Annotated in this window: 18 protein-coding genes and 1 pseudogene; 11 read left to right on the plus strand and 8 right to left on the minus strand. The window is 60.9% G+C overall.

The window, feature by feature from the left end; all coding sequences use genetic code 11:
• Nucleotides 1-49: 49 nt before the first annotated feature.
• From fmt to PPA02S_RS01960, 4 genes are read left to right on the plus strand one after another with little or no spacing between them, the layout of a single operon-like run.
• On the plus strand, nucleotides 50-982 hold the full coding sequence (gene fmt, locus PPA02S_RS01945) for a methionyl-tRNA formyltransferase (protein ID WP_028633177.1): 933 nt from the start codon (nucleotides 50-52) through the stop codon (nucleotides 980-982).
• Nucleotides 979-2,289 carry a 16S rRNA (cytosine(967)-C(5))-methyltransferase RsmB gene (gene rsmB, locus PPA02S_RS01950; protein ID WP_028633178.1) on the plus strand — a complete coding sequence of 437 codons (1,311 nt, stop codon included), beginning with the start codon at nucleotides 979-981 and terminating at the stop codon, nucleotides 2,287-2,289. The genes fmt and rsmB overlap by 4 nt, the downstream gene beginning before the upstream one ends.
• A gap of 23 nt (nucleotides 2,290-2,312) precedes the next feature.
• Nucleotides 2,313-3,686, plus strand: coding sequence for a Trk system potassium transporter TrkA (trkA, locus tag PPA02S_RS01955; RefSeq protein ID WP_028633179.1), 1,374 nt, complete (start codon nucleotides 2,313-2,315; stop codon nucleotides 3,684-3,686).
• 11 nt (nucleotides 3,687-3,697) lie between these two features.
• Nucleotides 3,698-4,036: a tetratricopeptide repeat protein gene (locus tag PPA02S_RS01960; protein WP_028633180.1), complete on the plus strand. Its 339-nt coding sequence runs from the start codon at nucleotides 3,698-3,700 to the stop codon at nucleotides 4,034-4,036.
• A 36-nt stretch (nucleotides 4,037-4,072) separates the two neighbouring features.
• Here the strand turns inward: PPA02S_RS01960 and PPA02S_RS01965 are convergent, their stop codons facing one another.
• Together PPA02S_RS01965 and PPA02S_RS01970 are read right to left on the minus strand one after the other, a co-directional pair.
• The gene (locus tag PPA02S_RS01965; RefSeq protein ID WP_028633181.1) at nucleotides 4,073-4,960 is read right to left on the minus strand and encodes a lysophospholipid acyltransferase; all 888 of its coding nucleotides are present in this window, start codon (nucleotides 4,958-4,960) and stop codon (nucleotides 4,073-4,075) included.
• Between the two features lie 41 nt (nucleotides 4,961-5,001).
• Nucleotides 5,002-5,553, minus strand: a complete 552-nt coding sequence (locus PPA02S_RS01970; RefSeq protein WP_028633182.1) for a DNA-3-methyladenine glycosylase I — start codon at nucleotides 5,551-5,553, stop codon at nucleotides 5,002-5,004.
• 83 nt (nucleotides 5,554-5,636) lie between these two features.
• Between PPA02S_RS01970 and glyQ the strand changes: the two genes are divergently transcribed.
• Genes glyQ through PPA02S_RS01990 form a run of 4 tightly spaced genes read left to right on the plus strand, consistent with a single transcriptional unit; the run spans nucleotide 5,637 to nucleotide 10,001 of the window.
• Nucleotides 5,637-6,584 carry a glycine--tRNA ligase subunit alpha gene (gene glyQ, locus PPA02S_RS01975; protein ID WP_028633183.1) on the plus strand — a complete coding sequence of 316 codons (948 nt, stop codon included), beginning with the start codon at nucleotides 5,637-5,639 and terminating at the stop codon, nucleotides 6,582-6,584.
• On the plus strand, nucleotides 6,581-8,635 hold the full coding sequence (gene glyS / locus PPA02S_RS01980; protein ID WP_028633184.1) for a glycine--tRNA ligase subunit beta: 2,055 nt from the start codon (nucleotides 6,581-6,583) through the stop codon (nucleotides 8,633-8,635). The genes glyQ and glyS overlap by 4 nt, the downstream gene beginning before the upstream one ends.
• Nucleotides 8,636-8,638: 3 nt before the next feature.
• On the plus strand, nucleotides 8,639-9,166 hold the full coding sequence (gmhB, locus tag PPA02S_RS01985; protein WP_028633185.1) for a D-glycero-beta-D-manno-heptose 1,7-bisphosphate 7-phosphatase: 528 nt from the start codon (nucleotides 8,639-8,641) through the stop codon (nucleotides 9,164-9,166).
• Nucleotides 9,167-9,212: 46 nt separating this feature from the next.
• On the plus strand, nucleotides 9,213-10,001 hold the full coding sequence (locus PPA02S_RS01990) for a lysophospholipid acyltransferase family protein (RefSeq protein WP_028633186.1): 789 nt from the start codon (nucleotides 9,213-9,215) through the stop codon (nucleotides 9,999-10,001).
• Between the two features lie 204 nt (nucleotides 10,002-10,205).
• Here PPA02S_RS01990 and PPA02S_RS01995 read toward each other — a convergent pair whose 3' ends face one another.
• Entirely contained in the window at nucleotides 10,206-11,825 is a 1,620-nt protein-coding gene (locus PPA02S_RS01995) for an MFS transporter (protein WP_028633187.1), read from the minus strand.
• Nucleotides 11,826-11,923: 98 nt separating this feature from the next.
• Complete coding sequence (locus PPA02S_RS02000) at nucleotides 11,924-13,570, minus strand: GMC family oxidoreductase (protein ID WP_028633188.1); 1,647 nt, start codon at nucleotides 13,568-13,570, stop codon at nucleotides 11,924-11,926.
• 159 nt (nucleotides 13,571-13,729) lie between these two features.
• On the opposite strand from PPA02S_RS02000, the gene PPA02S_RS02005 reads away from it, so the two are divergent.
• Complete coding sequence (locus tag PPA02S_RS02005) at nucleotides 13,730-14,617, plus strand: LysR family transcriptional regulator (RefSeq protein ID WP_028633189.1); 888 nt, start codon at nucleotides 13,730-13,732, stop codon at nucleotides 14,615-14,617.
• On the opposite strand, the gene PPA02S_RS02010 is transcribed toward PPA02S_RS02005, so the two are convergent.
• From PPA02S_RS02010 to PPA02S_RS02020, 3 genes are read right to left on the minus strand one after another with little or no spacing between them, the layout of a single operon-like run.
• A complete protein-coding gene (locus PPA02S_RS02010) occupies nucleotides 14,606-15,424 on the minus strand; it encodes a sulfite exporter TauE/SafE family protein (RefSeq protein ID WP_028633190.1) in 819 nt (272 codons plus the stop codon). The two genes, PPA02S_RS02005 and PPA02S_RS02010, sit on opposite strands and share 12 nt — an antisense overlap.
• Nucleotides 15,421-16,692 carry an NAD(P)/FAD-dependent oxidoreductase gene (locus PPA02S_RS02015; RefSeq protein WP_028633191.1) on the minus strand — a complete coding sequence of 424 codons (1,272 nt, stop codon included), beginning with the start codon at nucleotides 16,690-16,692 and terminating at the stop codon, nucleotides 15,421-15,423. The genes PPA02S_RS02010 and PPA02S_RS02015 overlap by 4 nt, the downstream gene beginning before the upstream one ends.
• 38 nt (nucleotides 16,693-16,730) lie before the next feature.
• A complete protein-coding gene (locus PPA02S_RS02020; RefSeq protein ID WP_028633192.1) occupies nucleotides 16,731-17,615 on the minus strand; it encodes an MBL fold metallo-hydrolase in 885 nt (294 codons plus the stop codon).
• Between the two features lie 221 nt (nucleotides 17,616-17,836).
• Here PPA02S_RS02020 and PPA02S_RS02025 point away from each other — a divergent pair, with 221 nt between their 5' ends.
• Nucleotides 17,837-19,144, plus strand: coding sequence for a sigma-54 interaction domain-containing protein (locus PPA02S_RS02025; protein WP_028633193.1), 1,308 nt, complete (start codon nucleotides 17,837-17,839; stop codon nucleotides 19,142-19,144).
• A gap of 356 nt (nucleotides 19,145-19,500) precedes the next feature.
• Here PPA02S_RS02025 and drt2 read toward each other — a convergent pair whose 3' ends face one another.
• The gene (gene drt2, locus PPA02S_RS02030) at nucleotides 19,501-20,778 is read right to left on the minus strand and encodes an antiviral reverse transcriptase Drt2 (RefSeq protein ID WP_028633194.1); all 1,278 of its coding nucleotides are present in this window, start codon (nucleotides 20,776-20,778) and stop codon (nucleotides 19,501-19,503) included.
• A gap of 638 nt (nucleotides 20,779-21,416) precedes the next feature.
• Here drt2 and PPA02S_RS22430 point away from each other — a divergent pair.
• Nucleotides 21,417-21,917: pseudogene (locus tag PPA02S_RS22430) on the plus strand (transposase); the annotation flags it as partial.

Genomic DNA, 21,917 nt, shown 5'->3' on the forward strand with positions numbered 1-21,917 from the left:
GCAGAAGGCTTGCTCCGGCAAGCCTTTTTCTTTTTGAAGCGAGAACTCCATGCGCATCGTCTTTGCAGGCACTCCCGAGTTTGCCGCCGAACACCTCAAGGCCCTGCTCGACAGCCCGTACGAGATCGTGGCCGTCTACACCCAACCTGACCGCCCTGCAGGCCGTGGGCAGAAACTGATGCCCAGCGCGGTGAAGGCGCTGGCCGTGGCCCATGACATCCCGGTGTTCCAGCCGCCGACGCTGCGCAATGCCGAGGCCCAGGCCGAGTTGGCGGCACTGAAGCCCGACCTGATGGTAGTGGTTGCCTATGGCCTGATCCTGCCGCAGGCCGTGCTCGATATTCCGCGCCTGGGCTGCATCAACAGCCACGCCTCACTGCTGCCACGCTGGCGCGGTGCAGCGCCCATCCAGCGCGCCGTGGAAGCCGGCGATGCCGAAAGCGGCGTGACCGTGATGCGCATGGAGGCCGGCCTGGACACCGGGCCAATGCTGCTTAAGGTCGCCACCCCGATCAGCCCTGAAGACACCGGCGGCAGCTTGCATGACCGCCTGGCCGAGATGGGCCCGCCTGCCGTGATTCAGGCCATTGCCGGGCTGGCCGACGGTTCGCTGCAGGGTGAAGTGCAGAACGATGCACAGGCCACCTACGCGCACAAGCTGAACAAGGACGAAGCCCGTATCGACTGGCACCGCCCAGCCGTCGAGCTGGAGCGCCTGGTGCGCGCTTTCAACCCTTGGCCGGTGTGCCACAGCACCCTGGATGGTGAAAGCCTCAAGGTGCTGGCCGCCAATTTATCCACAGGCCAGGGCAACCCGGGCGAGATCCTGTCCGCCAGCAAGGATGGCCTTGTCGTTGCGTGCGGTGACCAGGCCCTGAGCCTGACCCGCGTGCAGCTGCCGGGTGGCAAGGCCTTGAACTTCAGCGACCTGTTCAACAGCCGCCGCGAGAAGTTCGCCGCCGGCAAGGTGCTGGGCCAATGAACCCTCGCCTCGCCGCCGCCCGTGCGCTGGCCGCTGTACTCAGCGGCAAGGCTTCGCTCAACAGCTCACTGCCGGCCCAGCTGGACAAGGTGGATGAGCGCGACCGCGGGCTGACTCAGGACCTGGCATTCGGCACTGCACGCTGGCAGCCCAGGCTGGAACTGCTGGCCGCCCAGTTGCTGCAAAAGCCCTTCAAGGCCGCCGATGTCGATGTGCAGGCCCTGTTATTGGTGGGCCTGTATCAGCTGTTCCATACCCGTATTCCCGCCCACGCGGCCATTGGCGAAACCGTTGGCTGCGCCGACAAGCTAAAAAAGCCTTGGGCCAAGGCACTGCTCAATGCCGTGCTGCGCCGGGCACAGCGCGAAGGTGAAGCACTGCTGGCTGACATGCAGCGCGACCCGGTGGTGCGTACCGCGCACCCGCGCTGGCTGCAAAAGGCCCTGAAGGCCTTCTGGCCTGAGCAATGGGAAGCCATCTGCGCCGCCAACAACGCCCACCCGCCGATGATCCTGCGGGCCAACCGCCGCCACCACAGCCGCGACGCGTACCTGGCATTGCTGGGTGAGGCTGGCATCAGCGCCAGCCCTTGCGTGTACAGCCGTGACGGCATCGTGCTGGCCGAAGCGTGCGACGTGCGCAGCCTGCCAGGCTTCGCCGAGGGCTGGGTGAGCGTACAGGACGAAGCCGCACAACTGGCCGCCGACCTGCTGGAACTGGCCCCTGGCCAGCGCGTGCTCGATGCCTGCTGCGCCCCGGGCGGCAAGACGTGCCACCTGCTGGAAGCCGAGGCCGGGCTGGGCCACGTGGTCGCCGTCGATCTGGAAGCCAAGCGCCTGACGCGCGTGCGCGAAAACCTCGAGCGCCTGCAACTTCAGGCCGAGCTGATCGCCTGCGATGCCCGCGACACGGCCAGCTGGTGGGACGGCAAGCCGTTCCAGCGCATCTTGCTGGATGCACCGTGCTCGGCCACCGGCGTGATCCGCCGCCACCCGGACATCAAGCTCACCCGCCAGGCCGATGACATTCCGGCACTCGCCGCTTTGCAAGGCGAGCTGCTCGACGCCTTGTGGCCCACCCTGGAAGTGGGGGGCATGCTGTTGTACGCCACCTGCTCCAGCTTGCCGACCGAGAACACCGAGGTAATCGACGCCTTCCTGGCGCGCACCCCGGGTGCCCGCGAGCTGGACCTGGCCACCCAAGCCGGCCTGCGCCAGCCCCACGGCCGCCAGTTGCTGGCCCAGGAAGGCGGCCACGATGGCTTCTACTATGCCAAGCTGATCAAGATCGCCGCCGCGCGCGATTAAGCACAACGGGTAGGGAGTAGCGGATGAAGATCATCATCCTCGGCGCTGGCCAGGTAGGCGGTACCCTGGCCGAGCACCTGGCCAGCGAGGCCAACGACATCACCGTGGTGGACACCGACGGTGACCGCCTGCGCGACCTGGGCGACCGCCTGGACATCCGCACCGTACAGGGCCGCGGCTCGCTGCCCACGGTGCTGCGCCAGGCTGGCGCCGACGATGCCGACATGCTGGTGGCGGTCACCAACAGCGACGAAACCAACATGGTGGCGTGCCAGGTGGCCTACTCGCTGTTCCACACCCCCACCAAGATCGCCCGGGTGCGTGAAACGGCTTACCTCACCCGCGAAGAGTTGTTCGACAACGACCACATCCCCGTGGATGTGCTGATCAGCCCCGAACAGGTGGTTACCAACTACATCAAGCGCCTGATCGAGCACCCAGGCTCCCTGCAGGTGATCGACTTCGCCGAAGGCAAAGCGCAGTTAGTCGCAGTGAAGGCCTACTACGGCGGGCCGCTGGTAGGCCAGCAATTGCGCCAGATTCGCGCCCACATGCCCAGCGTCGACACCCGGGTGGCGGCCATCTTCCGCCGCGACCGCCCGATCACGCCGCGAGGCGATACGGTGATCGAGGCCGACGACGAGGTGTTCTTCATTGCCGCGAAAAAAGACATTCGCGCCGTGATGGGCGAGCTGCGACGTATCGATGAAACCAACAAGCGCGTGGTCATTGCGGGCGGCGGGCAGATTGGCGAGCGCCTGGCCGAGGCCATCGAAAGCCGTTACCAGGTAAAGATCATCGAGATGAACCCGGCCCGCTGTCGGTACCTGTCCGACAACCTGGATAGCACCGTAGTGCTACAGGGCAGCGCCTCTGACAAAGACCTGATGCTGGAAGAAAACATCGCCGATGCGGATATTTTTCTGGCCCTGACCAACGACGACGAAGCCAACATCATGTCGTCGCTGCTGGCCAAGCGCCTGGGCGCGCGCAAGGTGATGACCATCATCAACAACCCGGCCTACGTCGACCTGGTGCAGGGCGGTGAAATCGACATCGCCATCAGCCCGCAGCTGGCCACCATCGGCACCTTGCTGGCCCATGTGCGCCGGGGCGACATCGTCAGCGTGCACTCCCTGCGCCGTGGCGCTGCCGAGGCCATCGAGGCGGTGGCCCATGGTGATTCCAAGTCGAGCAAGGTGGTTGGCAAGGCCATCGAAGCCATCGACCTGCCGCCCGGCACCACCATTGGCGCCATCATCCGTGACGAAGGCGTGCTCATTGCCCATGACGCGACGGTGATCGAGTCCGGGGACCATGTGATCCTGTTCGTTGTGGATAAAAAGCATATTCGCGATGTGGAGAAGCTGTTCCACGTTGGCTTGAGTTTCTTCTAGGAGCGGGGCACATGCGTGAGTCACTGGAAAAGATGCTGGCCAAGGGTGTGGATAACCCGCTGCTGAGGTTTGGCCTGGGCAAGGCCTGGCTGGATGAAGGCAACAGCGCAGAGGCGGCCGTTCACCTGGCGGTGTGTGTGCAGCAGGACCCGAAGTACTCCGCAGCCTGGAAGCTGCTGGGCAAGGCGTACCAGTTGCAGGGCGACCTGCCGGCGGCGCGCAAGGCCTGGGAGGACGGGATGGTGGCGGCACAGGCCCATGGGGACAAGCAGGCCGAGAAAGAGATGACGGTGTTTCTGAAGAAACTCGATAAAGCAGCGGGTAACGCGGACCCAGTGGGGGCGGGTTAACCCGCCCCCACTGGGTATCGGCTACAGCAGGCTGACTCAATACCAGCGCGGTTCGCCTTCCGGGCGCTTCTTGAAGCGCTTCATGCTCCACATGTACTGGCTGGGGTACTCGCGCACATAACGCTCCACCACCTTGCTCATCGCCGCCGCCGACACGTTCACATCGGTGCTGTACATGTCCTGCGGGGCTGCCTCCAGGAACACCTTGAAGCCCGAACCGTCGGGCAGGCGCAGCGCATGCAGGAACACCCCCACCGCCTTGCCGCCGGCCAGCATGTTCGGCACAAACTTGCTGGTCAGCGCCTGGGTGCCGAGAAACGGCACGAACACGCCTGCCGATTCCGCAGGCTCTGGGTCGGCCGGGATACCCACCTGGCCGCCACGGCGCACTTCCTTGATCACGCTCAGGATGCCTTCCTTGGTCGACGGCGCCACGCGGTTGCCCATCTGCACCCGTTGCTCGCGCAGCAGGTCGTCCACCGCCTTGAGCTTGGGCGGGCGGTAGAAAATGATCGGTTTGCACTGGTTGCAATAGAAGTGGTTGAGCACCTCCCAGTTGCCCAGGTGGCTGGTGATGCCAACCACCCCTTTGCCCGAAGCCAGGGCCTGCTGCAGTACTTCCAGGCCATGCACTTCTTTCACCAGGTCCAGGGAGCGCTGCGGTGGCCAGATCCATGCACAGGCGCTTTCGACGAAGGACTTGCCGATGTCACGCAGTGCCTGGCCAACCAGTTGCTCACGGGCAACCGGGTCCATTTCCGGGAAGCATTTGGCCAGGTTGATGCGCACCACATTGCGCGACCCGTTGGGCACTTTCCACATCAGCCAGCCGATACCAGCGCCCACGCGCTGCACAGCGCCCCAGGGTAGCTTGGCGAACAGGCGCAGCACCCCGACCATCAGGGCGCCCTTGAACTTTTCCACAGGCTAATTCCTTATTTCAGCAAGGCGCGCATTGTAACCCTTCAGCGGCACAAGGCGGGGTAGCGATCACAATCGGTGGTGTGGTCCATGACCATGCCGGTGGCCTGCATGAAGGCGTAACAGATGGTGGGCCCGACAAACGTGAAGCCGGCTTTCTGCAGCGCCTTGCTCATCGCTTTGGCTTCCTCGGTCACGGCAGGTATGTCGCTGCGCCCGGTGAAATGGTTGATTTTCGGTTCACCGCCCACGAACGACCATAGCCATTGGCCGGGGTTATCCACAGCCAGCCAGGCCTGAGCGTTGCGCCGGGCGGCCTTGAGCTTGAGGCGGTTACGAATGATGCCGGCGTCCTGCATCAGTACGTCGATGCGGTCGTCGTCCATGGCCGCCAGTTTCACCGGGTCGAAGCCATACAGCACCTCGCGGTAACGCTCGCGCTTGCGCAGCACGGTGATCCACGAAAGGCCAGCCTGGAACCCTTCGAGCAAAAGCATCTCGAAGAGCAACGCCGGGTCACGCTGGGGTGTCCCCCATTCCTGGTCGTGGTAGGCCTGGTACAACGGGTCGTCGGTACACCAAAAGCAGCGTGGCATAAGGCTCCAATGAGTAGAGGGCGAGGCGAATCAGGTTATACTCCCGCTCTTTACATCCGCATCCCCAGATACAGGTGAATTTCGTGAGCCAGCCTACGCCAGCCGTGCGTACCTTCCAAGACCTGATCCTCGCCCTGCAGAACTACTGGGCCGAGCAAGGTTGTGTGGTGCTTCAGCCCTACGATATGGAAGTAGGCGCCGGCACTTTCCACACCGCCACGTTCCTGCGCGCCATCGGCCCAGAAACCTGGAACGCCGCCTACGTGCAGCCTAGCCGTCGCCCTGCCGACGGGCGGTATGGCGAGAACCCCAACCGCCTGCAGCACTACTACCAGTTCCAGGTAGTGCTCAAGCCCAACCCGGCCAACTTCCAGGAGCTGTACCTCGGCTCGCTGAAAGCCATCGGCCTGGACCCGCTGGTGCACGACATCCGCTTCGTCGAGGATAACTGGGAATCGCCAACCCTCGGCGCCTGGGGCCTGGGCTGGGAAATCTGGCTCAACGGCATGGAAGTCACCCAGTTCACCTACTTCCAGCAGGTAGGCGGCATCGAGTGCTACCCGGTTACCGGTGAAATCACCTATGGCCTCGAGCGCCTGGCCATGTACATCCAGGGTGTGGATTCGGTGTACGACCTGGTCTGGGCCGACGGCCCGTTCGGCAAGGTCAGCTACGGCGACGTGTTCCACCAGAACGAAGTGGAGCAGTCCACCTACAACTTCGAACACGCCAATGTGGAAAAACTGTTCGAGCTGTTCGACTTCTACGAGAGCGAAGCCAACCGCCTGATCAAGCTGGAGCTGCCGCTGCCGACCTACGAAATGGTGCTGAAGGCTTCTCACACCTTCAACCTGCTGGACGCCCGCCGCGCCATCTCGGTGACCGAGCGCCAGCGCTACATCCTGCGTGTGCGTACCCTGGCCCGGGACGTGGCGCAAAGCTATCTGCAAGCCCGCGCACGCCTGGGCTTCCCGATGGCCACCCCTGAACTGCGTGACGAAGTGTTGGCTAAGCTGGAGGCTGCACAATGAGTGCTCAAGATTTCCTGGTAGAACTGGGCACCGAAGAGCTGCCACCCAAGGCCCTCGCCAGCCTGGGCGAGGCGTTTCTGGCAGGCATCGAAAAGGGCCTGCAGGCCGCCGGCCTGAACTACACCGGCAAGTCCATGTATGCAGCGCCGCGCCGCCTGGCCGTGCTGATTCGCCAGCTGGACGTGCAGCAGCCCGACCGCAGCATCAACATCGACGGCCCGCCCCTGCAGGCAGCCTTCAATGCCGAAGGCGAACCAACCCAGGCCGCCCTGGGCTTTGCCAAGAAGTGCGGCGTGGAGCTGGCCGATATCGACCAGAGCGGCCCGAAGCTGCGCTTCTCCCAGCACATCCCGGGCAAGGCGACCGCAGGCCTGCTGCCGACCATCGTCGAAGATTCGCTCAACGACCTGCCCATTCCCAAGCGCATGCGCTGGGCGGCAAGCCGTGAAGAGTTCGTGCGCCCAACCCAGTGGCTGGTGATGCTGCTGGGCGATCAGGTGGTCGACTGCACCATCCTGTCGCAAAAAGCTGGCCGTGATTCCCGTGGCCACCGCTTCCATCACCCGGAAAACGTCGCCATCACTGCCCCGGCCAACTACGTCGAAGACCTGCGCAAGGCCCATGTGCTGGCAGACTTCGCCGAGCGTCGCGACCTGATCGCCAAGCGCACCGCCGAATTGGCCATGCAGCAGGAAGGCACTGCCATCGTGCCGCCGGCGCTGCTGGACGAAGTGACCGCGCTGGTCGAGTGGCCAGTGCCACTGGTGTGCTCGTTCGAGGAACGCTTCCTCGAAGTGCCACAGGAAGCACTGATTACCACCATGCAGGACAACCAGAAGTATTTCTGCCTGCTGGACAGCGAAGGCAAGCTGCTGCCGCGCTTCATCACCGTGGCCAACGTCGAGAGCCGTGACCCCAAGCAGATCGTGCAGGGTAACGAGAAGGTGGTCCGCCCACGCCTGACCGACGCTGAGTTCTTCTTCAAGCAGGACAAGAAGCAGCCGCTGGAAACCTTCAACGAACGCCTCAAGAACGTGGTATTCCAGGCCCAACTGGGTACGGTCTACGACAAGGCCGAGCGCGTTTCCAAACTGGCAGCCTTCATTGCCCCGCTGATCGGTGGCGATGCCCAGCGCGCTGGCCGTGCCGGGCTGCTGTCCAAGTGCGACCTGGCCACCGAAATGGTCGGCGAGTTCCCCGAGATGCAGGGCGTTGCCGGCTACTACTACGCACTCAACGACGGTGAGCCACAAGACGTCGCTTTGGCACTGAACGAGCAGTACATGCCCCGCGGCGCGGGTGCCGACCTGCCGCAGACCCTCACCGGTGCTGCCGTGGCCATCGCCGACAAGCTCGACACGCTGGTGGGTATCTTCGGTATCGGCATGCTGCCCACCGGCAGCAAAGACCCGTACGCCCTGCGCCGTGCAGCGCTGGGTGTGCTGCGTATTCTGATCGAGAAACAGCTGGACCTGGACCTGACCGGTGCAGTGCAGTTCGCGGTCAAGCATTACGGCGCCAAGGTCAAAACTGCCGGCCTGGCCGAACAGGTACTGGAATTCATCTTCGACCGCCTGCGTGCGCGCTACGAAGATGAAGGCATCGATGTTGCCACTTACCTCTCGGTACGCGCCCTGCAGCCAGGTTCGGCCTTGGACTTCGACCAGCGCGTCCAAGCCGTGCAGGCGTTCCGCAAGTTGCCCGAAGCCGAAGCGCTGGCTGCCGTCAACAAGCGTGTGTCGAACCTGCTGAGCAAGGCCGAAGGCGCCATTGCCGAACAGGTCGAGCCCAAGTACTTCGACAACGCCAACGAGTTCTCCCTGTACTCGGCCATCCAGCAGGCCGACCAGGCCGTGCAACCGATGGCTGCAGCGCGCCAGTACAGCGAGTCGCTGGCCCGCCTGGCGGCCCTGCGTGATCCGGTCGACGCCTTCTTCGAGGCGGTCATGGTGAATGCCGAGGATGCCAAGGTGCGTGCGAACCGATATGCCCTGCTCAGCCGCCTGCGCGGTCTGTTCCTGGGCGTGGCTGATATTTCGCTGCTGGGGTAAGCCGTGAAGCTGCTGATACTCGATCGTGACGGGGTGATCAACCATGACTCCGACGCCTACATCAAGACGCTGGACGAGTGGGTACCCATCCCAGGTTCGATCGAGGCGATCGCGCAGCTGAGCAAGGCGGGCTGGACGGTGGCCGTGGCCACCAACCAGTCCGGTATCGCCCGTGGCTATTACACCGTCGCCACCCTTGAGGCCATGCACGCGCGCCTGCGCGCGCTGGTGGCCGAGCAGGGTGGCGGGGTGGGCCACATTGTTTATTGCCCGCACGGGCCCGACGAGGGTTGCGACTGCCGCAAACCCAGGCCGGGCATGCTGCGGGCCATCGCCAGCCACTACAAGGCCGACCTTCAGGGCGTGTGGTTCGTTGGCGACAGCACCGGTGACCTTCAGGCCGCGCTGGCCGTGGGTGCCCAACCTGTGCTGGTGAAAACCGGCAAAGGTGAACGAACCCTGGCGAAGGGCGTTCCAGAATCCACCTTGATTTTCGACGACCTGGCGGCTATCGCCAGAGAACTAATCTAAACAGTGCGCCGCCAGGCGCATTTTCATGCAGCGGGCAGGCCCCGCAATGGTACAAACCACTATGTCGATCCTGCAGGCGATCAGAGTCTTTCTTTTTTACCTGCTGCTGGGCACCAGTTCGTTGCTGTGGTGCTCGCTGAGCTTCTTCATCGCGCCGTTTCTGTCGTTCCCCAAGCGCTACCGGTTCATCAACGTGTATTGGTGCCGCTGCGCGGTGTTCCTCGCCCGCGTGATGGTTGGCATCGATTACAAGATCACAGGCGCCGAGAACGTGCCGGCTGTGCCCTGCGTGATCCTGTCGAACCACCAGAGCACCTGGGAGACGTTTTTCCTGTCCCAGTATTTTTCGCCCCTGAGCCAGGTGCTCAAGCGCGAGCTGTTGTACGTGCCGTTCTTTGGCTGGGCCATGGCCATGCTGAGGCCCATCGCAATCAACCGTGACAACCCCAAGGAAGCGCTGCGGCAGGTCGCCAGCAAAGGCGATGAATTGCTCAAGCAGAAAACCTGGGTGCTGATTTTCCCGGAGGGTACACGTGTGCCGTTTGGCACCGTCGGCAAATTCTCCCGGGGAGGTACGGCCTTGGCGGTCAATGCTGGGTTGCCGGTGCTGCCTATTGCCCACAACGCAGGTAAATACTGGCCCAAGACAGGCTGGGGCAAACGTGCTGGCACCATCGAGGTGGTGATTGGCGAGCCCATGTATGCCAACGGCACGGGCCCGCGAGCCATTGCGGAGCTGAACGACCGCGCCGCTGCCTGGAACGAAGCGACGCAACGTGCGCTGGGATCGCTGCCGCCTGTTGAGGAAAACGCTCAGGTAAACGGTGCCTCCTGATCTGTGGATAACGTGTGTGCAATTTATGGATCAATTGCAGGAAATCAAACCTAACTAACTGAATTAATTACATATTTCCTTGTATGGTTTTTTCGGGAAAATCGTGCATAAGTTTTTTAGGGCATAAAAAAACTGGCCGTTAGGTCCTGGGCCAGTTTGAGGTGACAGGGGCTGCGCTGCAGCCCCCACTTAGTGTGGTCGGCTTCACACCTTGTCGATATCTACATCCTTGGTCTCTTTCAGGCAGAAGATCCCCACCACCAGGCTGATGCCAGTAATCAGCACCGGGTACCACAGCCCGTAGAAGATATCGCCGGTATACACCACCAACGCAAACGAAACCGTCGGCAGAAACCCGCCGAACCAGCCGTTGCCAATGTGGTAGGGCAGCGACATCGAGGTGTAGCGGATGCGGGTAGGGAACAGTTCCACCATCACGGCGGCCAGCGGACCATAGGTCATGGTAGCGATCAGGATCATGGCTACGATCAACACCACCACCATCACCTGGTTCACCTGAGCAGGATCAGCCTTGGCAGGGTAACCCGCTTGTTCAACGGCGGCGCGCATGGCCGTTTCATCATAGCCATTGATGGTCTTGTCACCGATGTTCACCACCACGTCGCTACCGGCCACTGCCACAGAGCTATAGGGCAGGCCCTGTTTCACCAGGAATGTCTTGACCTTGTCGCAGGGGCTGTCGAAGCGTGCCTTGCCCACAGGGTCGAACTGGAAGGTACAGCCTTTAGGGTCTGCGGTCACAACGATGGGCGCCTGTCGGCTGGCGTTGTCGATCTGAGGGTTGGCGTAAAAACTCAAGGCTTTGAACAGCGGGAAGTACAGCACCGTGGCCAGCAGCAACCCGAGCATCAGGATGGGTTTACGGCCGATTCTGTCCGACAGCCAGCCGAAGAACACGAAGAAGGGCGCGCCAATCACCACGCTGATGATCAACAGGGTATTGGCCTGGGCCGCATCCATTTTCAGCATCTGGGTCATGAAGAACAGCACGTAGAACTGCGCTGTATAGAACGTGACCGCCTGCCCGGCGTTGATGCTGAACAGCGCCGTGAGTACCACTTTAAGGTTGGGCCAGGACGTGAACGATTCACGAATAGGCGACTTGCTGACCTTGCCTTGGGCCTTCATTTTCACGAACGCAGGCGATTCGTGCATGCTCATGCGGATCCAGGTCGAAATACCCAGCAGCACGATCGACAGCAGGAACGGCAAGCGCCAGCCCCAAGTTTCGAACTGGTCGCCACTGATGTACCGGCTACCCAGCACCACCAGCAATGACAGCAACAGGCCGAGGGTGGCCGTGGACTGAATGAACCCGGTATGGAAGCCGCGCTTGCCGGGCGGCGCATGCTCGGCTACATAAGTGGCCGCGCCCCCGTACTCACCACCCAAGGCCAGCCCCTGCAGCATGCGCAACACCACCAAAATGATGGGCGCGGCGATACCGATACTGGCGTAGGTGGGCAACAGCCCCACGGCGAAGGTGGACAGCCCCATCAGCACGATGGTGATCAGGAAGGTGTACTTGCGGCCGATCATGTCACCTAGCCGGCCAAACACCAGTGCCCCGAAGGGCCGCACAAGGAAGCCTGCAGCAAATGCCATGAGGGCAAAGATGAAGGCGGTGGTGTCGTTGACGCCGGCGAAAAACTGCTTGCTGATAACGGCTGCCAGCGCGCCATAGAGAAAAAAGTCATACCACTCGAAAACCGTCCCGAGGGATGACGCGAAAATGATCTTGCGTTCTTCACGACGGCTGGGGCTGCTGGCCGGCGCGTCCTGCTCTTGAATGTAGTCCGACATCGTTGCTGTCCTCGGCCCGCAGGGCCACAGTGATTATTCTTGTTGTTCCACTGTCGGCAGCTTTCGACCGCAAGCTACCGGTGTTGCACGCACCCTGGTCAGGGCGTCGGTAGTGCGTTTTCGCTCACGTAGGTTGGGGTATTGGCTCCTTTGAGAATCATCTGCGCCGCTTTCTCGGCGATCATCAAGGTGGGTGAGCAGGTATTGCCGGAGGTGATCTGCGGCATGATCGAGGCATCCGCCACACGCAGCCCGGGGATGCCATGCACACGCAGCTGGTTATCCACAACGTCCAGCGTGCCACTGCCCATGCGGCAGGTGCCGCTGGGGTGGAAGATGGTGGTGCCGATCTTGCCAGCCGCCTCGATCAAGTCTGCCTCGCTGTGCAGGGCCGCACCTGGCAGGTATTCCTTCGGCGCGAAGGCGGCGAGGGCAGGGGCCTGGACGATACGGCGGGTAAGGCGAATGGCTTCGGCAGCCACGCGCAGGTCCTGCGGGTCGCTGAGGTAATTGGGGTCGATCAGCGGTGCACTGTTCATGTCCGTGTCACGGATATCGATACGCCCGCGGCTGGCCGGGCGCAGGTTGCACACCGAAGCGGTAAAGGCGGGGAACGTGTGCAGAGGCTCGCCGAAGCGTTCCAGCGATAAAGGCTGTACATGGTATTGCAGGTTGGCACTGGCCTGCTGCGCGTTCGACCTCACGAACGCCCCCAACTGGCTGGGGGCCATGGCCAGCGGGCCGCTGCGATCGTAAAGGTAACGCAGGCCCATGCCCATCTTGCCCCACAGGCTGTTGGCCATCTGGTTGAGGGTACGGGTGTTGCCGATCTGATAGATCAGGCGCAGTTGCAGGTGGTCCTGAAGATTGCCGCCAACGCCAGGCATGGCATGGCGCACACCGATGCCCAGGCGGGTCAGCAACTGGCTTGGGCCCACCCCGGAGCGCTGCAGGATACCGGGTGAACCCACCGCTCCCGCACACAGAATGATTTCACGGCGCGCCGCAAACTCGTGCCAGCCACCTTGCCAGAACGCCTTCACCGCCCGCGCGCGGGTATTGTTCAGCAGCACCTGGTCCACCTGCACACCGGTCAGCACCGTCAAGTTGGGCCGGTGCCGGATCGGGCGCAAGAATGCCTTGGCAGCATTCCAGCGCACACCACTGCGCTGGTTCACCTGAAAATATCCACAGCCTTCGTTGTCGCCTGTGTTGAAGTCATCCACCTTGCCGATGCCAACCTGCTCAGCGGCATCGCGGAAGGCGTCGAGGATCGGCCAGCTGTAGCGCTGGCGCTCCACCCGCCACTCGCCGCTGGCGCCGTGGAACTCACTGGCGCCAGCGAAGTGGCTTTCACTGGCCTTGAACAGCGGCAGTACATCTTTCCAGGCCCAGCCTGCATTGCCTTGCTCGGCCCAACCGTCATAGTCGGCGGCCTGGCCGCGCATGTAGATCATGCCATTGATGGAGGAACAGCCACCCAGCACTTTGCCCCGAGGGTAACCCAGTGCTCGGCCAGCCAGCCCTGGCTGGGCTTCGGTCTTGAAGCACCAGTCGGTGCGCGGGTTGCCGATGCAGTAAAGGTAGCCGACGGGAATATGAATCCAGGGATAGTTGTCACGGCCCCCGGCCTCCAGCAGCAGAACACGGCTGGAAGGGTCGGCAGACAGCCGGTTGGCAAGCAGGCAACCCGCAGGGCCAGCGCCCACGACCACGTAGTCAAAGGCAGAATCGGTTGATGGCATTGGCGACCTCTGAACCGTTTTTATTCTTGTCCTGATCCAGCTTAGTGAGTAATTTCGTGGAATAAAGACGAGATTTCGCGCAGCCGCTGTGCGTTTTAGCACAACGGTAACCATGGCAACGCCCAGGCTGAGTGGGCGTTCGAACGTACAGGGATCGGCATGTTCGACTGGAACGATTTGCGGTTTTTCCTGGAGTTGCAGCGCAGCGGCCGCCTGCTGACAGCAGCCAAGCGGCTTAACACCACCCACAGCACCGTCGCCAGGCACATCGAGAATATCGAGCAGAGCCTGGGCACCGCGCTGTTTGTCCAGCATGCCCAAGGCTATGAACTGACCCCGTCGGGGCATGCGCTGCTCAAGCATGCCGAGGCCATGGAAAACGTCGCACTGCTGGCGCAGGAAGAAATCACCCAGGCCATTGCCCCCCTTGGCAAGATTCGTCTGGGGGTAACCGAGGGCATCGGCATCATGTTCTTCACGCCACGCATGAACGCCCTGTTCGAACGCTACCCCGGCCTTGAGGTTGAACTGGTTGCGGTACCGCGCTTTGTGAGCATCTTGAACCGCGAGGCCGAAATCAGTATTCACCTGGAGCGGCCCAGCGCCGATCTGCTGATTACCCGCAAACTCACCGACTACCGCCTGGCACTGTACGCAAGCCAGGCCTACCTGGACCGCTCGGCGCCGTTGGGCACCCGCGAAGACCTGGCCCGGCATAGCTGGATCGGGTATGTGGACGATCTGTTGTTCAGCCAGGAACTGCTGTTTCTCAACAGCTTTTGCCGTTCACCCAACGTGGTGTTTCGCAGCACCAGCGTGATCGCCCAGCAGGTGGCGGCGCGGGCCGGGCTGGGCATCGCCGTACTGCCCAACTACATGGCCCGCCATGATCCAACCCTGGTGCGCGTACTGCCGGGCGAAACCATCCAGCGCAGCTACTGGATTTGTACACGCCGCGAACTGCACAAGTCGGTGCGCCTGCGGGTGGTCTGGGACTACCTGCTGGCATTGTGCGCTGCAGAGCAGGACGAACTGCTAGCCCAGTAACGCCTTGCCCATCAGCATCAGAGCTGCGGCCCAACCGGCTAGCGCAAACAGTTGCTGCAAGCGTGGCCCCGCCAGCCTTGCTGCCAGGGGCCGCGCCATTAACAACCCGACCACTGCCCCCAGGGCAAAAGGCGCGCCCACCTGCCAGTGCATCACACCTGCCAGGGTGGCGCTGATAACGCTGCCAGCCGATACCAGCGCGATCACCGCCAGCGATGTTGAAACGATGCTGGCCATGCGCAGGTTGGTATAGCGGTTCAGGGCAGGGATGATGACAAAACCACCGCCCACACCCAGCAGCCCTGACAGCAGACCGGACAACGCCCCCGTGCCGGCGAGCGCCCTCGCGCAGGGCAGCGTCCAGCGCAGCCGGCCCTGCAGCGGGTTGAGCACACAGGGCTCGATCAGCCGGTGTGCACCCACGGTTTCACCCTTCAGCTCGCGGGCAGCCTTGCGCCAGATCCGCAGGCAGGCGTAGACCAGCACGCCGCCGAACAGCAACTGCAGTGGGGTGTTGGGTAAGTGATGGGCCAGCATGAGCCCCAATGGTGCGAACAGCACGCCCACCGCTGCGATGAGCAATGCCGCACGGTAGCGCACTACCCCTTGGCGCAAGCCAATAATGGCCCCCACAGCGGCTGCCAACCCAACCGCCAGCAGGCCGATGGGGGCAGCTTCAACCATCGTCAGCCCCAGGCCGAACACCAGCAGAGGCACAGCGAGAATGCCGCCCCCGGCACCGGTCAGTGCCAGCACCGCACCAATGATCGCGCCCAGGCCTGCGCCCAGCAGCTGATGTTCGATCACTGCGCGCCCTCGGTGGCCAGCGGTGCCGGCCTGGCTAGCCATTCGCGCCCTTTAAGCATGCCTTGCCAATACAACGGTGGCAGTACACGGGCCTTGAGCAACCAGGCCAGGCGGGTCGGCTGCCGGCCGTCGAGTAGCCATGTGGGGAGGCTGGGCGCCAGCTTGCCGCCGTAGGTGAATTCAGCCAGCACAATCTTCCCGCGCTCGACGGTGAGCGGGCATGAGCCATAACCGTCGTACCTGGCCAGGCCCGTGCGCCTGCCCAACGCTACCAGCACATTGTTGGCGACCACCGGTGCCTGCTTGCGGGCGGCGGCAGCAGTCTTGGCATTGGTGGTGTTGGCGACGTCGCCCAAGGCATGCACATTGGCGTAAGTACGATGGCGCAGGCTATGGGGGTCTACATCCACCCAGCCGTTGCTGTCAGCCAGGGGGCTGTTGCGAATGAAGTCCGGCGCCACTTGTGGCGGCACCACATGCAGCATGTCGAAAGGTTCGGTGTGGCGCTCGCTGCTGCCATCAGGCAGTGTTCGCACGAATGTGGCACGTTTGTTCGGGCCATCCACAGCTACCAGACGCTGGGAGAAATGCAGGTCGACGTCGTATTTCTCAATGTACTTCATGAGCGCAGGCACATAGTCAGGCACACCGAACAGTACGCCGCCGGCGTTGTAGAAACTCGCCTTGATCGCGCCCAATCGGCCGTGACGCAGCCAGTGGTCGCACGACAGGTACAACGCCTTTTGCGGCGCGCCGGCACACTTGATCGGCATGGGCGGTTGGCAGAACAGCGCGCGGCCCTGCTTGAGGTTTTGCACCAGCTCCCACGTGTAAGGTGCCAGGTCGTAGCGGTAGTTGGAGGTGACGCCATTGCGGCCAAGGGTGTCTTCAAGGCCATCGATGGCGGCCCAGTCCAGCTTGAGCCCGGGGCACACCACCAGTTGCTCGTAGCTGATGGTCCGCTCGCCCTCCAGCACCACGTGCCGGCTAACCGGGTCGAAGCCCGTGACCCGGGCTTGCAGCCAGCGCACGCCGCGAGGGATGGTGGACGCCATGGTGTGGGCAGTACTGGGTGCATCGAATACACCGGCACCTACCATGGTCCAGCCTGGCTGGTAGTAATGCACCTCGGCAGGGTCGATCAACGCCACATCCAGCGACGGGTCGCGGCTGATAAGGCTCGAGGCAGTGGCGATGCCGGCGGCACCGGCGCCGACAATCAGCACCTGATGATGTGTGCAGGTGGCAGGGGACAACAAGGCAGGCATGGCAATGAATCCTGAGTTCTGGTTATGGGGCAAAGCGGTTACAGGGCGTTGATCGGGATTTTCAGGTACCGCACGCCGTTGTCTTCCGGCGCGGGTAACTGGCCGCTGCGCATGTTCACCTGCACCGACGGCAAGATCAGCACAGGCATGTCCAGGGTTTTGTCTCGCGCTTCGCGCATGGCAACGAAGCTATCTTCGTCGACACCCTGGTGAATATGGATGTTGTGGGCACGCTGCTCGGCTACGGTGGTGACGTACCGCAGGGCCCGGCCCTCAGGCAGGTAGTCGTGGCACATGAACAAACGGGTGGTGTCGGGGAAGGCCAGCAGGCGGCGTATCGAGCGATACAGCGTGCGTGCATCGGCGCCAGGGAAATCGCAACGGGCGGTGCCGTAGTCCGGCATGAACAGGGTGTCCCCCACAAACAGTACTGTCTCGCCGGCATCCTCGATCATGAAGCTCATGCAGGCGGGTGTATGGCCCGGTGTGTGCAGGGCGCGAGCATGCAGGTTGCCAATGCGAAACCCTTCTTCATCCTCAAGCAGGGCATCGAACTGGCTACCGTCCCGGGCAAAGTCGGGCTCCGCGTTGAACAGGGCACCAAACACTTTCTGCACCTGGGTGATGTGCGCGCCGATGGCCGTACAACCACCCAGCTTGCCTTTCAGATAGGCCGCTGCCGAAAGGTGGTCTGCATGCACATGGGTTTCAAGCACCCACTGCACCTTGGCATCGAGTGCTTCGACCCGCGCGATCAGCTGGTCCGCAGAAGCAGTGCTGGTACGGCCAGCCTTGGGGTCGTAGTCCAGCACACTGTCGATCAGTGCGCACTGGCGCGTCTCGCGGTCCATCACCAGATAACTGATGGTCGAGGTTGCCTTGTCAAAGAAGGCTTCCACTTGAAGGTTGTTACCGATGATCATCACGTTCTCCAATTGTCCACCGGGCTCGTACGGACACAGGTGGTAGGGGAAGGGTTATCAAGATGCATGCCAGGCGCCTTCAAGCGAATACAGGCTGCTTCAGGGCAGGTGTCACTGGCCTCGTCACCCTTTGGCAGCCGAAATGGCAGGCTGGCTGTCAGCCGATGGCAGTGTTTGGCAGTCCTTGTTACCCTCGACCGGGTTATCAGACCGGTGCCGTCATGCCTGAACCACATCCTCTTATTCTGGCCTTGGTGTCTTACCTGGAACACGATGCGCTGCCCACCATCGTCCTGGACACCGACTACAACATCCTGGCCGCCAATGCTGCCTACCGCCGTCAGTTTGGCCGCGACGATCAGGCGCCGCTGGGCGAGAAATGTCACAAGGTATCTCACCACTATGCAGTGCCCTGCGATCAGGCCGGTGAGCACTGCCCCCTGCGCAAAGCCTGGGGGAGCAAGCAGCCTGAGCGCGTCCTGCACATTCACCACACGCCACGGGGCCCGGAGCATGTGGATGTAGAGCTGCGGCCGATTCTCGACGAGCAGGGCAGGGTGGTAGCGTTTGTCGAGCGCCTCACCAGCATAGCCCTCGCCTCGGCGCAGCCCCAGGAGCAAGGGCTTGTCGGCCGGGCGCCGGCCTTCAAGGCTGCCCTTGCCAGCCTGCAACGTGCAGCGCCGGCGCAGATCCCGGTCTTGCTGCAGGGCGAGTCGGGCACCGGCAAGGAGCTTTTTGCCCGCGCCGTGCATATGGGCAGCCCCAGAGCTAACGGCCCGTTGGTGGTAGTCGACTGCACGGGCCTGACCGATTCACTGTTCGAGAGCGAGTTGTTCGGCTACGAGAAGGGTGCCTTCACCGGGGCAAACCAGCGCAAGATCGGCCTGGCCGAAGCGGCCCATGGCGGCACGCTGTTCCTGGACGAAATCGGGGAAGTGCCGTTGCCGATGCAAGTAAAGCTGTTGCGGCTGATCGAGACAGGCAGCTTTCGCCCGGTGGGCAGCCTGCGTACGGTGCACTCTGATTTCCGCCTGGTATCGGCCACGCACAAACCGCTCAAGCAGATGGTGGCTGACGGCACATTCAGGGAAGACCTGTACTACCGCATCAGCGGCTTCCCCATTCGCCTGCCGGCACTGAGGGAGCGGGTAGAGGATCTGCCCCTGCTGACCGAGAGCTTGTTAAAACGCATGGCAGGTACACCCACTGCCAGCGTGGATGAGGCGGCATTGCAGCAACTGGCGCTGCATCCGTTCCCCGGCAATATCCGTGAACTGCGCAATATTCTGGAGCGGGCGAGGTTGTTTGCTGATGACGGCGTGATCAAGCCTGAGCATTTACCGGAGGACGTTGGCGCGAACATGGGCGCCGGAAGTTGGGATGGGAGGGGGGCTGGCCAGTTGGGGAATCTGGCGCAGGCGCTGGCGCACTTCAACGGCTCGCGCAGCGAACTGGCACGGCACCTTGGCGTAAGCGAGCGCACCCTGTATCGGCGGTTGAAGGCGCTGGGGGTTAACCCCGCGACGTGACCTGTCATCTGTCTTTTATTCAAACAGCAAAAAGCCCGCCGAAGCGGGCTTTTTGCTGCGGGGCAATTTACAACCCGATTGTAGGTGGGCAATGATACCGGTATTTGGCAGAGCAGCAAGCCAGGCCTATACGAGACTTCAGTCAAAGTAAAATGCCCGACTCAGCCAAAGTTAGGCGTCATAAACCCGTTCTCGGACAGAGTTAATTATCTAGACTGCCTAGTCATGAGAGAGCAGCAAAATGAAGAGGAACAAGAGATTGCCAATTTGGCAATAGTAACGCATTTGCGATCACGATCAAAGCAGTATCTGGGGCATATTGGCCCGGCCCACTGACCCCTTTGGAAATTCAGAGCTCACGCAATATCCTCTATCTTTTTTCTCAATCGGCCCCACAACGGCTTAAGCTGCTTCCGAATAGATTTGGAGTTCATAATCCTGGCAGCTCTGTAACCATATGAAATAAAGTTTCGTCGACCCAGGTATGAATATCGGCTATGCAGCTTTCTGAGAAAAATTGATCTAGGCAGTTGCCCTCTAGCGATCCTTGCCGTGTTTACTTTCTGCATACTCAGGGTTGCAATCGATAAGCCACGATTTACACGTTCTTGGTATCGGGCAAGCGAGGATGATCTTAGATAAATATTTTCACCATCGAAGATAAAACCTAGGTATTGCAGTGCTCGGTCTGATCTGAATGCCTTCACTGTTTTTTTGAATCGGCAGACCTCCGTCTTTGTTTTTTGTACTTCAAGCTTGATCGCTGCGACCTCGTCATCAACGAACTGGATGGCCTCAGCTTCCTTAGCCAGTGGAACAATTAACAGAATATCATCGCAATATCGAAAATAAGAGCCGCCATGAGTTTCTACGTAGGAATAGAGTTTTTCATCAAAATCCATCATGTAGATATTTGATAACAGAGCGCTAATCGGTGATCCTTGCGGGATTCCTTTCCCAATCGAATTGGTCTCGACGAGGCCAGCGCCACGGATCGCTGACCTAAACTGATGGGGCTCGCAGATTCGCTGACGCCCATTTTTGGGGTTGTTTTTGGAGATACCCAGCGCGCTATAGACTTCTTCCCTGTCAACGAACGAGAATCTAGTTAATGACTTATAGACAGCGAAATGATCATCAGGAAGACTTGGCCTATCAATGAGCTTCTGCCAGCTTGACTTGAGGTGTGCGTGACTCAAGTTATCGAAGAAGCCTTTAATATCAATACCTACTACACAGCACTCTGTCCTTGAAGCGATATCCATAAACGCTTCATAGGCAAACTCAATATTACTCTTACCCAAAGTTCTGAAAGCCAAAACCGACGCAGACCATTCTGTTGTACGTAGATAACGCTCATATAGGTCGCTAAGCACCTCACAATAATATGAGTATATATGGCTATCAAGGTGCGCCGCATACGAAATCTGGCGTTTCTTAGGGTCTTTCTTTACCACCCGCCCTGCCGCTTTATCAAAATGTACTTTTTGAGATTCCGCAACATAACGAATCAGGGGGTAGAAGGAGTGACGTGCGACTGCTCTCTGATCGGAGACGACTTTTAATGCCGCATCTTCATTTACAGGACGATCAAAGTGTAAATATCTTCGGGATTTATACCAGGCATTTGACATATTACCTCCCTGTATCGAGCCAACCGACCGAGCATAGGATGGCGGCAATCCTTCAGCCGCTCGGTCGGATAAACCCAAATGTTCTTCACACCATCTAACCGGTTACCCGGCCTCACCGCGATTGCTAGGATCGACATATAATGTCAGCGTCACACTTGGAGTATCTATGAAGATAAGTCTCCGTGGGCTGCTGGCCGCATTGCTGGTAATCGTAGGATGTTATTCCTCCGGAACCGCCTTGGGGCTTGACAGCTTGTGATGCACCTCAGGGCCTATGCCATGAGCGACTTGAGGCTAACACAGAGTAATTCCTAATTGCCATCACTCTTACGGCCAAGCAGAGGCTGGGGGCTAGATATTTTCACGTACCATCCGGTCTGAACCTGACTCAGGGATCAATGGGCCGACGATCAGCTCGAAATTATGCATCCCTATAATTATGGCCGTCCCATAATTCTCCCTAAAAAGCTAGGCATGATTTCCACTCCGTCGGGTCACAGCGTGCCACATCTCCCGGCTTGATTATCCTCCAAGCGCTATCTACCAGCAGCTTGAGGTATGAACTGATCATTTGTGTAGTGGTCTAATCAAACCGGACACCCATTTAGGCGAGAATGCTCGCCACAGAGAGGTGTCTGATGACCAACCAACGTCGTACCTTTACCCCCGAATTCAAGCGTGAAGCTGCCTGCCTGGTGCTCGACCAAGGCTACAGTTATGCCGAAGCAGCCCGCTCGCCCGGCTTGGTCGAGTCGGCCCTGCGCCGATGGGTTAACAGCTTCAGCAGGAACGCGGCGGCATCACGCCCGCCAGCAAGGCGTTGACGCCAGAGCAGCAAAAAATCCAAGAGCTCGAAGCCCGAATCACGCGCCTTGAACGCGAGAAATCAATACTAAAAAAGGTTACCGCGCTCTTGATGTCGGAAGATCTCGAGCGTACTCGCTGATCCGCCAGTTCAGCGCCCATGAGCCCGTTGATTGGTTGTGCGAGGTGTTCGAAGTCACTCGCTCAAGTTACTACGCACATCGTCATAGAAGACGAACTCCGGATGTTGAGCGACTGCGATTGCGCAGTCGAGTGAATGAGCTGTTCACGCGAGGACGAAGTGCGCCCGGCAGCCGTAGCATCAAGGCAATGAT

The organism is Pseudomonas parafulva NBRC 16636 = DSM 17004 (assembly GCF_000730645.1).
Classification (GTDB): domain Bacteria; phylum Pseudomonadota; class Gammaproteobacteria; order Pseudomonadales; family Pseudomonadaceae; genus Aquipseudomonas; species Aquipseudomonas parafulva.

What these genes read in the sequence shown, in the direction of transcription:
- drt2 (WP_028633194.1), bottom strand. Translation starts at nt 20,778, where the DNA reads ATGTCAAATGCCTGGTATAAATCCCGAAGATATTTACACTTTGATCGT.
- PPA02S_RS02005 (WP_028633189.1), top strand. Translation starts at nt 13,730, where the DNA reads ATGTTCGACTGGAACGATTTGCGGTTTTTCCTGGAGTTGCAGCGCAGC.
- trkA (WP_028633179.1), top strand. Translation starts at nt 2,313, where the DNA reads ATGAAGATCATCATCCTCGGCGCTGGCCAGGTAGGCGGTACCCTGGCC.
- PPA02S_RS02025 (WP_028633193.1), top strand. Translation starts at nt 17,837, where the DNA reads ATGCCTGAACCACATCCTCTTATTCTGGCCTTGGTGTCTTACCTGGAA.
- fmt (WP_028633177.1), top strand. Translation starts at nt 50, where the DNA reads ATGCGCATCGTCTTTGCAGGCACTCCCGAGTTTGCCGCCGAACACCTC.
- PPA02S_RS02020 (WP_028633192.1), bottom strand. Translation starts at nt 17,615, where the DNA reads ATGATCATCGGTAACAACCTTCAAGTGGAAGCCTTCTTTGACAAGGCA.
- PPA02S_RS02015 (WP_028633191.1), bottom strand. Translation starts at nt 16,692, where the DNA reads ATGCCTGCCTTGTTGTCCCCTGCCACCTGCACACATCATCAGGTGCTG.
- PPA02S_RS01960 (WP_028633180.1), top strand. Translation starts at nt 3,698, where the DNA reads ATGCGTGAGTCACTGGAAAAGATGCTGGCCAAGGGTGTGGATAACCCG.
- glyS (WP_028633184.1), top strand. Translation starts at nt 6,581, where the DNA reads ATGAGTGCTCAAGATTTCCTGGTAGAACTGGGCACCGAAGAGCTGCCA.
- PPA02S_RS01970 (WP_028633182.1), bottom strand. Translation starts at nt 5,553, where the DNA reads ATGCCACGCTGCTTTTGGTGTACCGACGACCCGTTGTACCAGGCCTAC.
- PPA02S_RS02000 (WP_028633188.1), bottom strand. Translation starts at nt 13,570, where the DNA reads ATGCCATCAACCGATTCTGCCTTTGACTACGTGGTCGTGGGCGCTGGC.
- PPA02S_RS01990 (WP_028633186.1), top strand. Translation starts at nt 9,213, where the DNA reads ATGGTACAAACCACTATGTCGATCCTGCAGGCGATCAGAGTCTTTCTT.
- rsmB (WP_028633178.1), top strand. Translation starts at nt 979, where the DNA reads ATGAACCCTCGCCTCGCCGCCGCCCGTGCGCTGGCCGCTGTACTCAGC.
- PPA02S_RS01995 (WP_028633187.1), bottom strand. Translation starts at nt 11,825, where the DNA reads ATGTCGGACTACATTCAAGAGCAGGACGCGCCGGCCAGCAGCCCCAGC.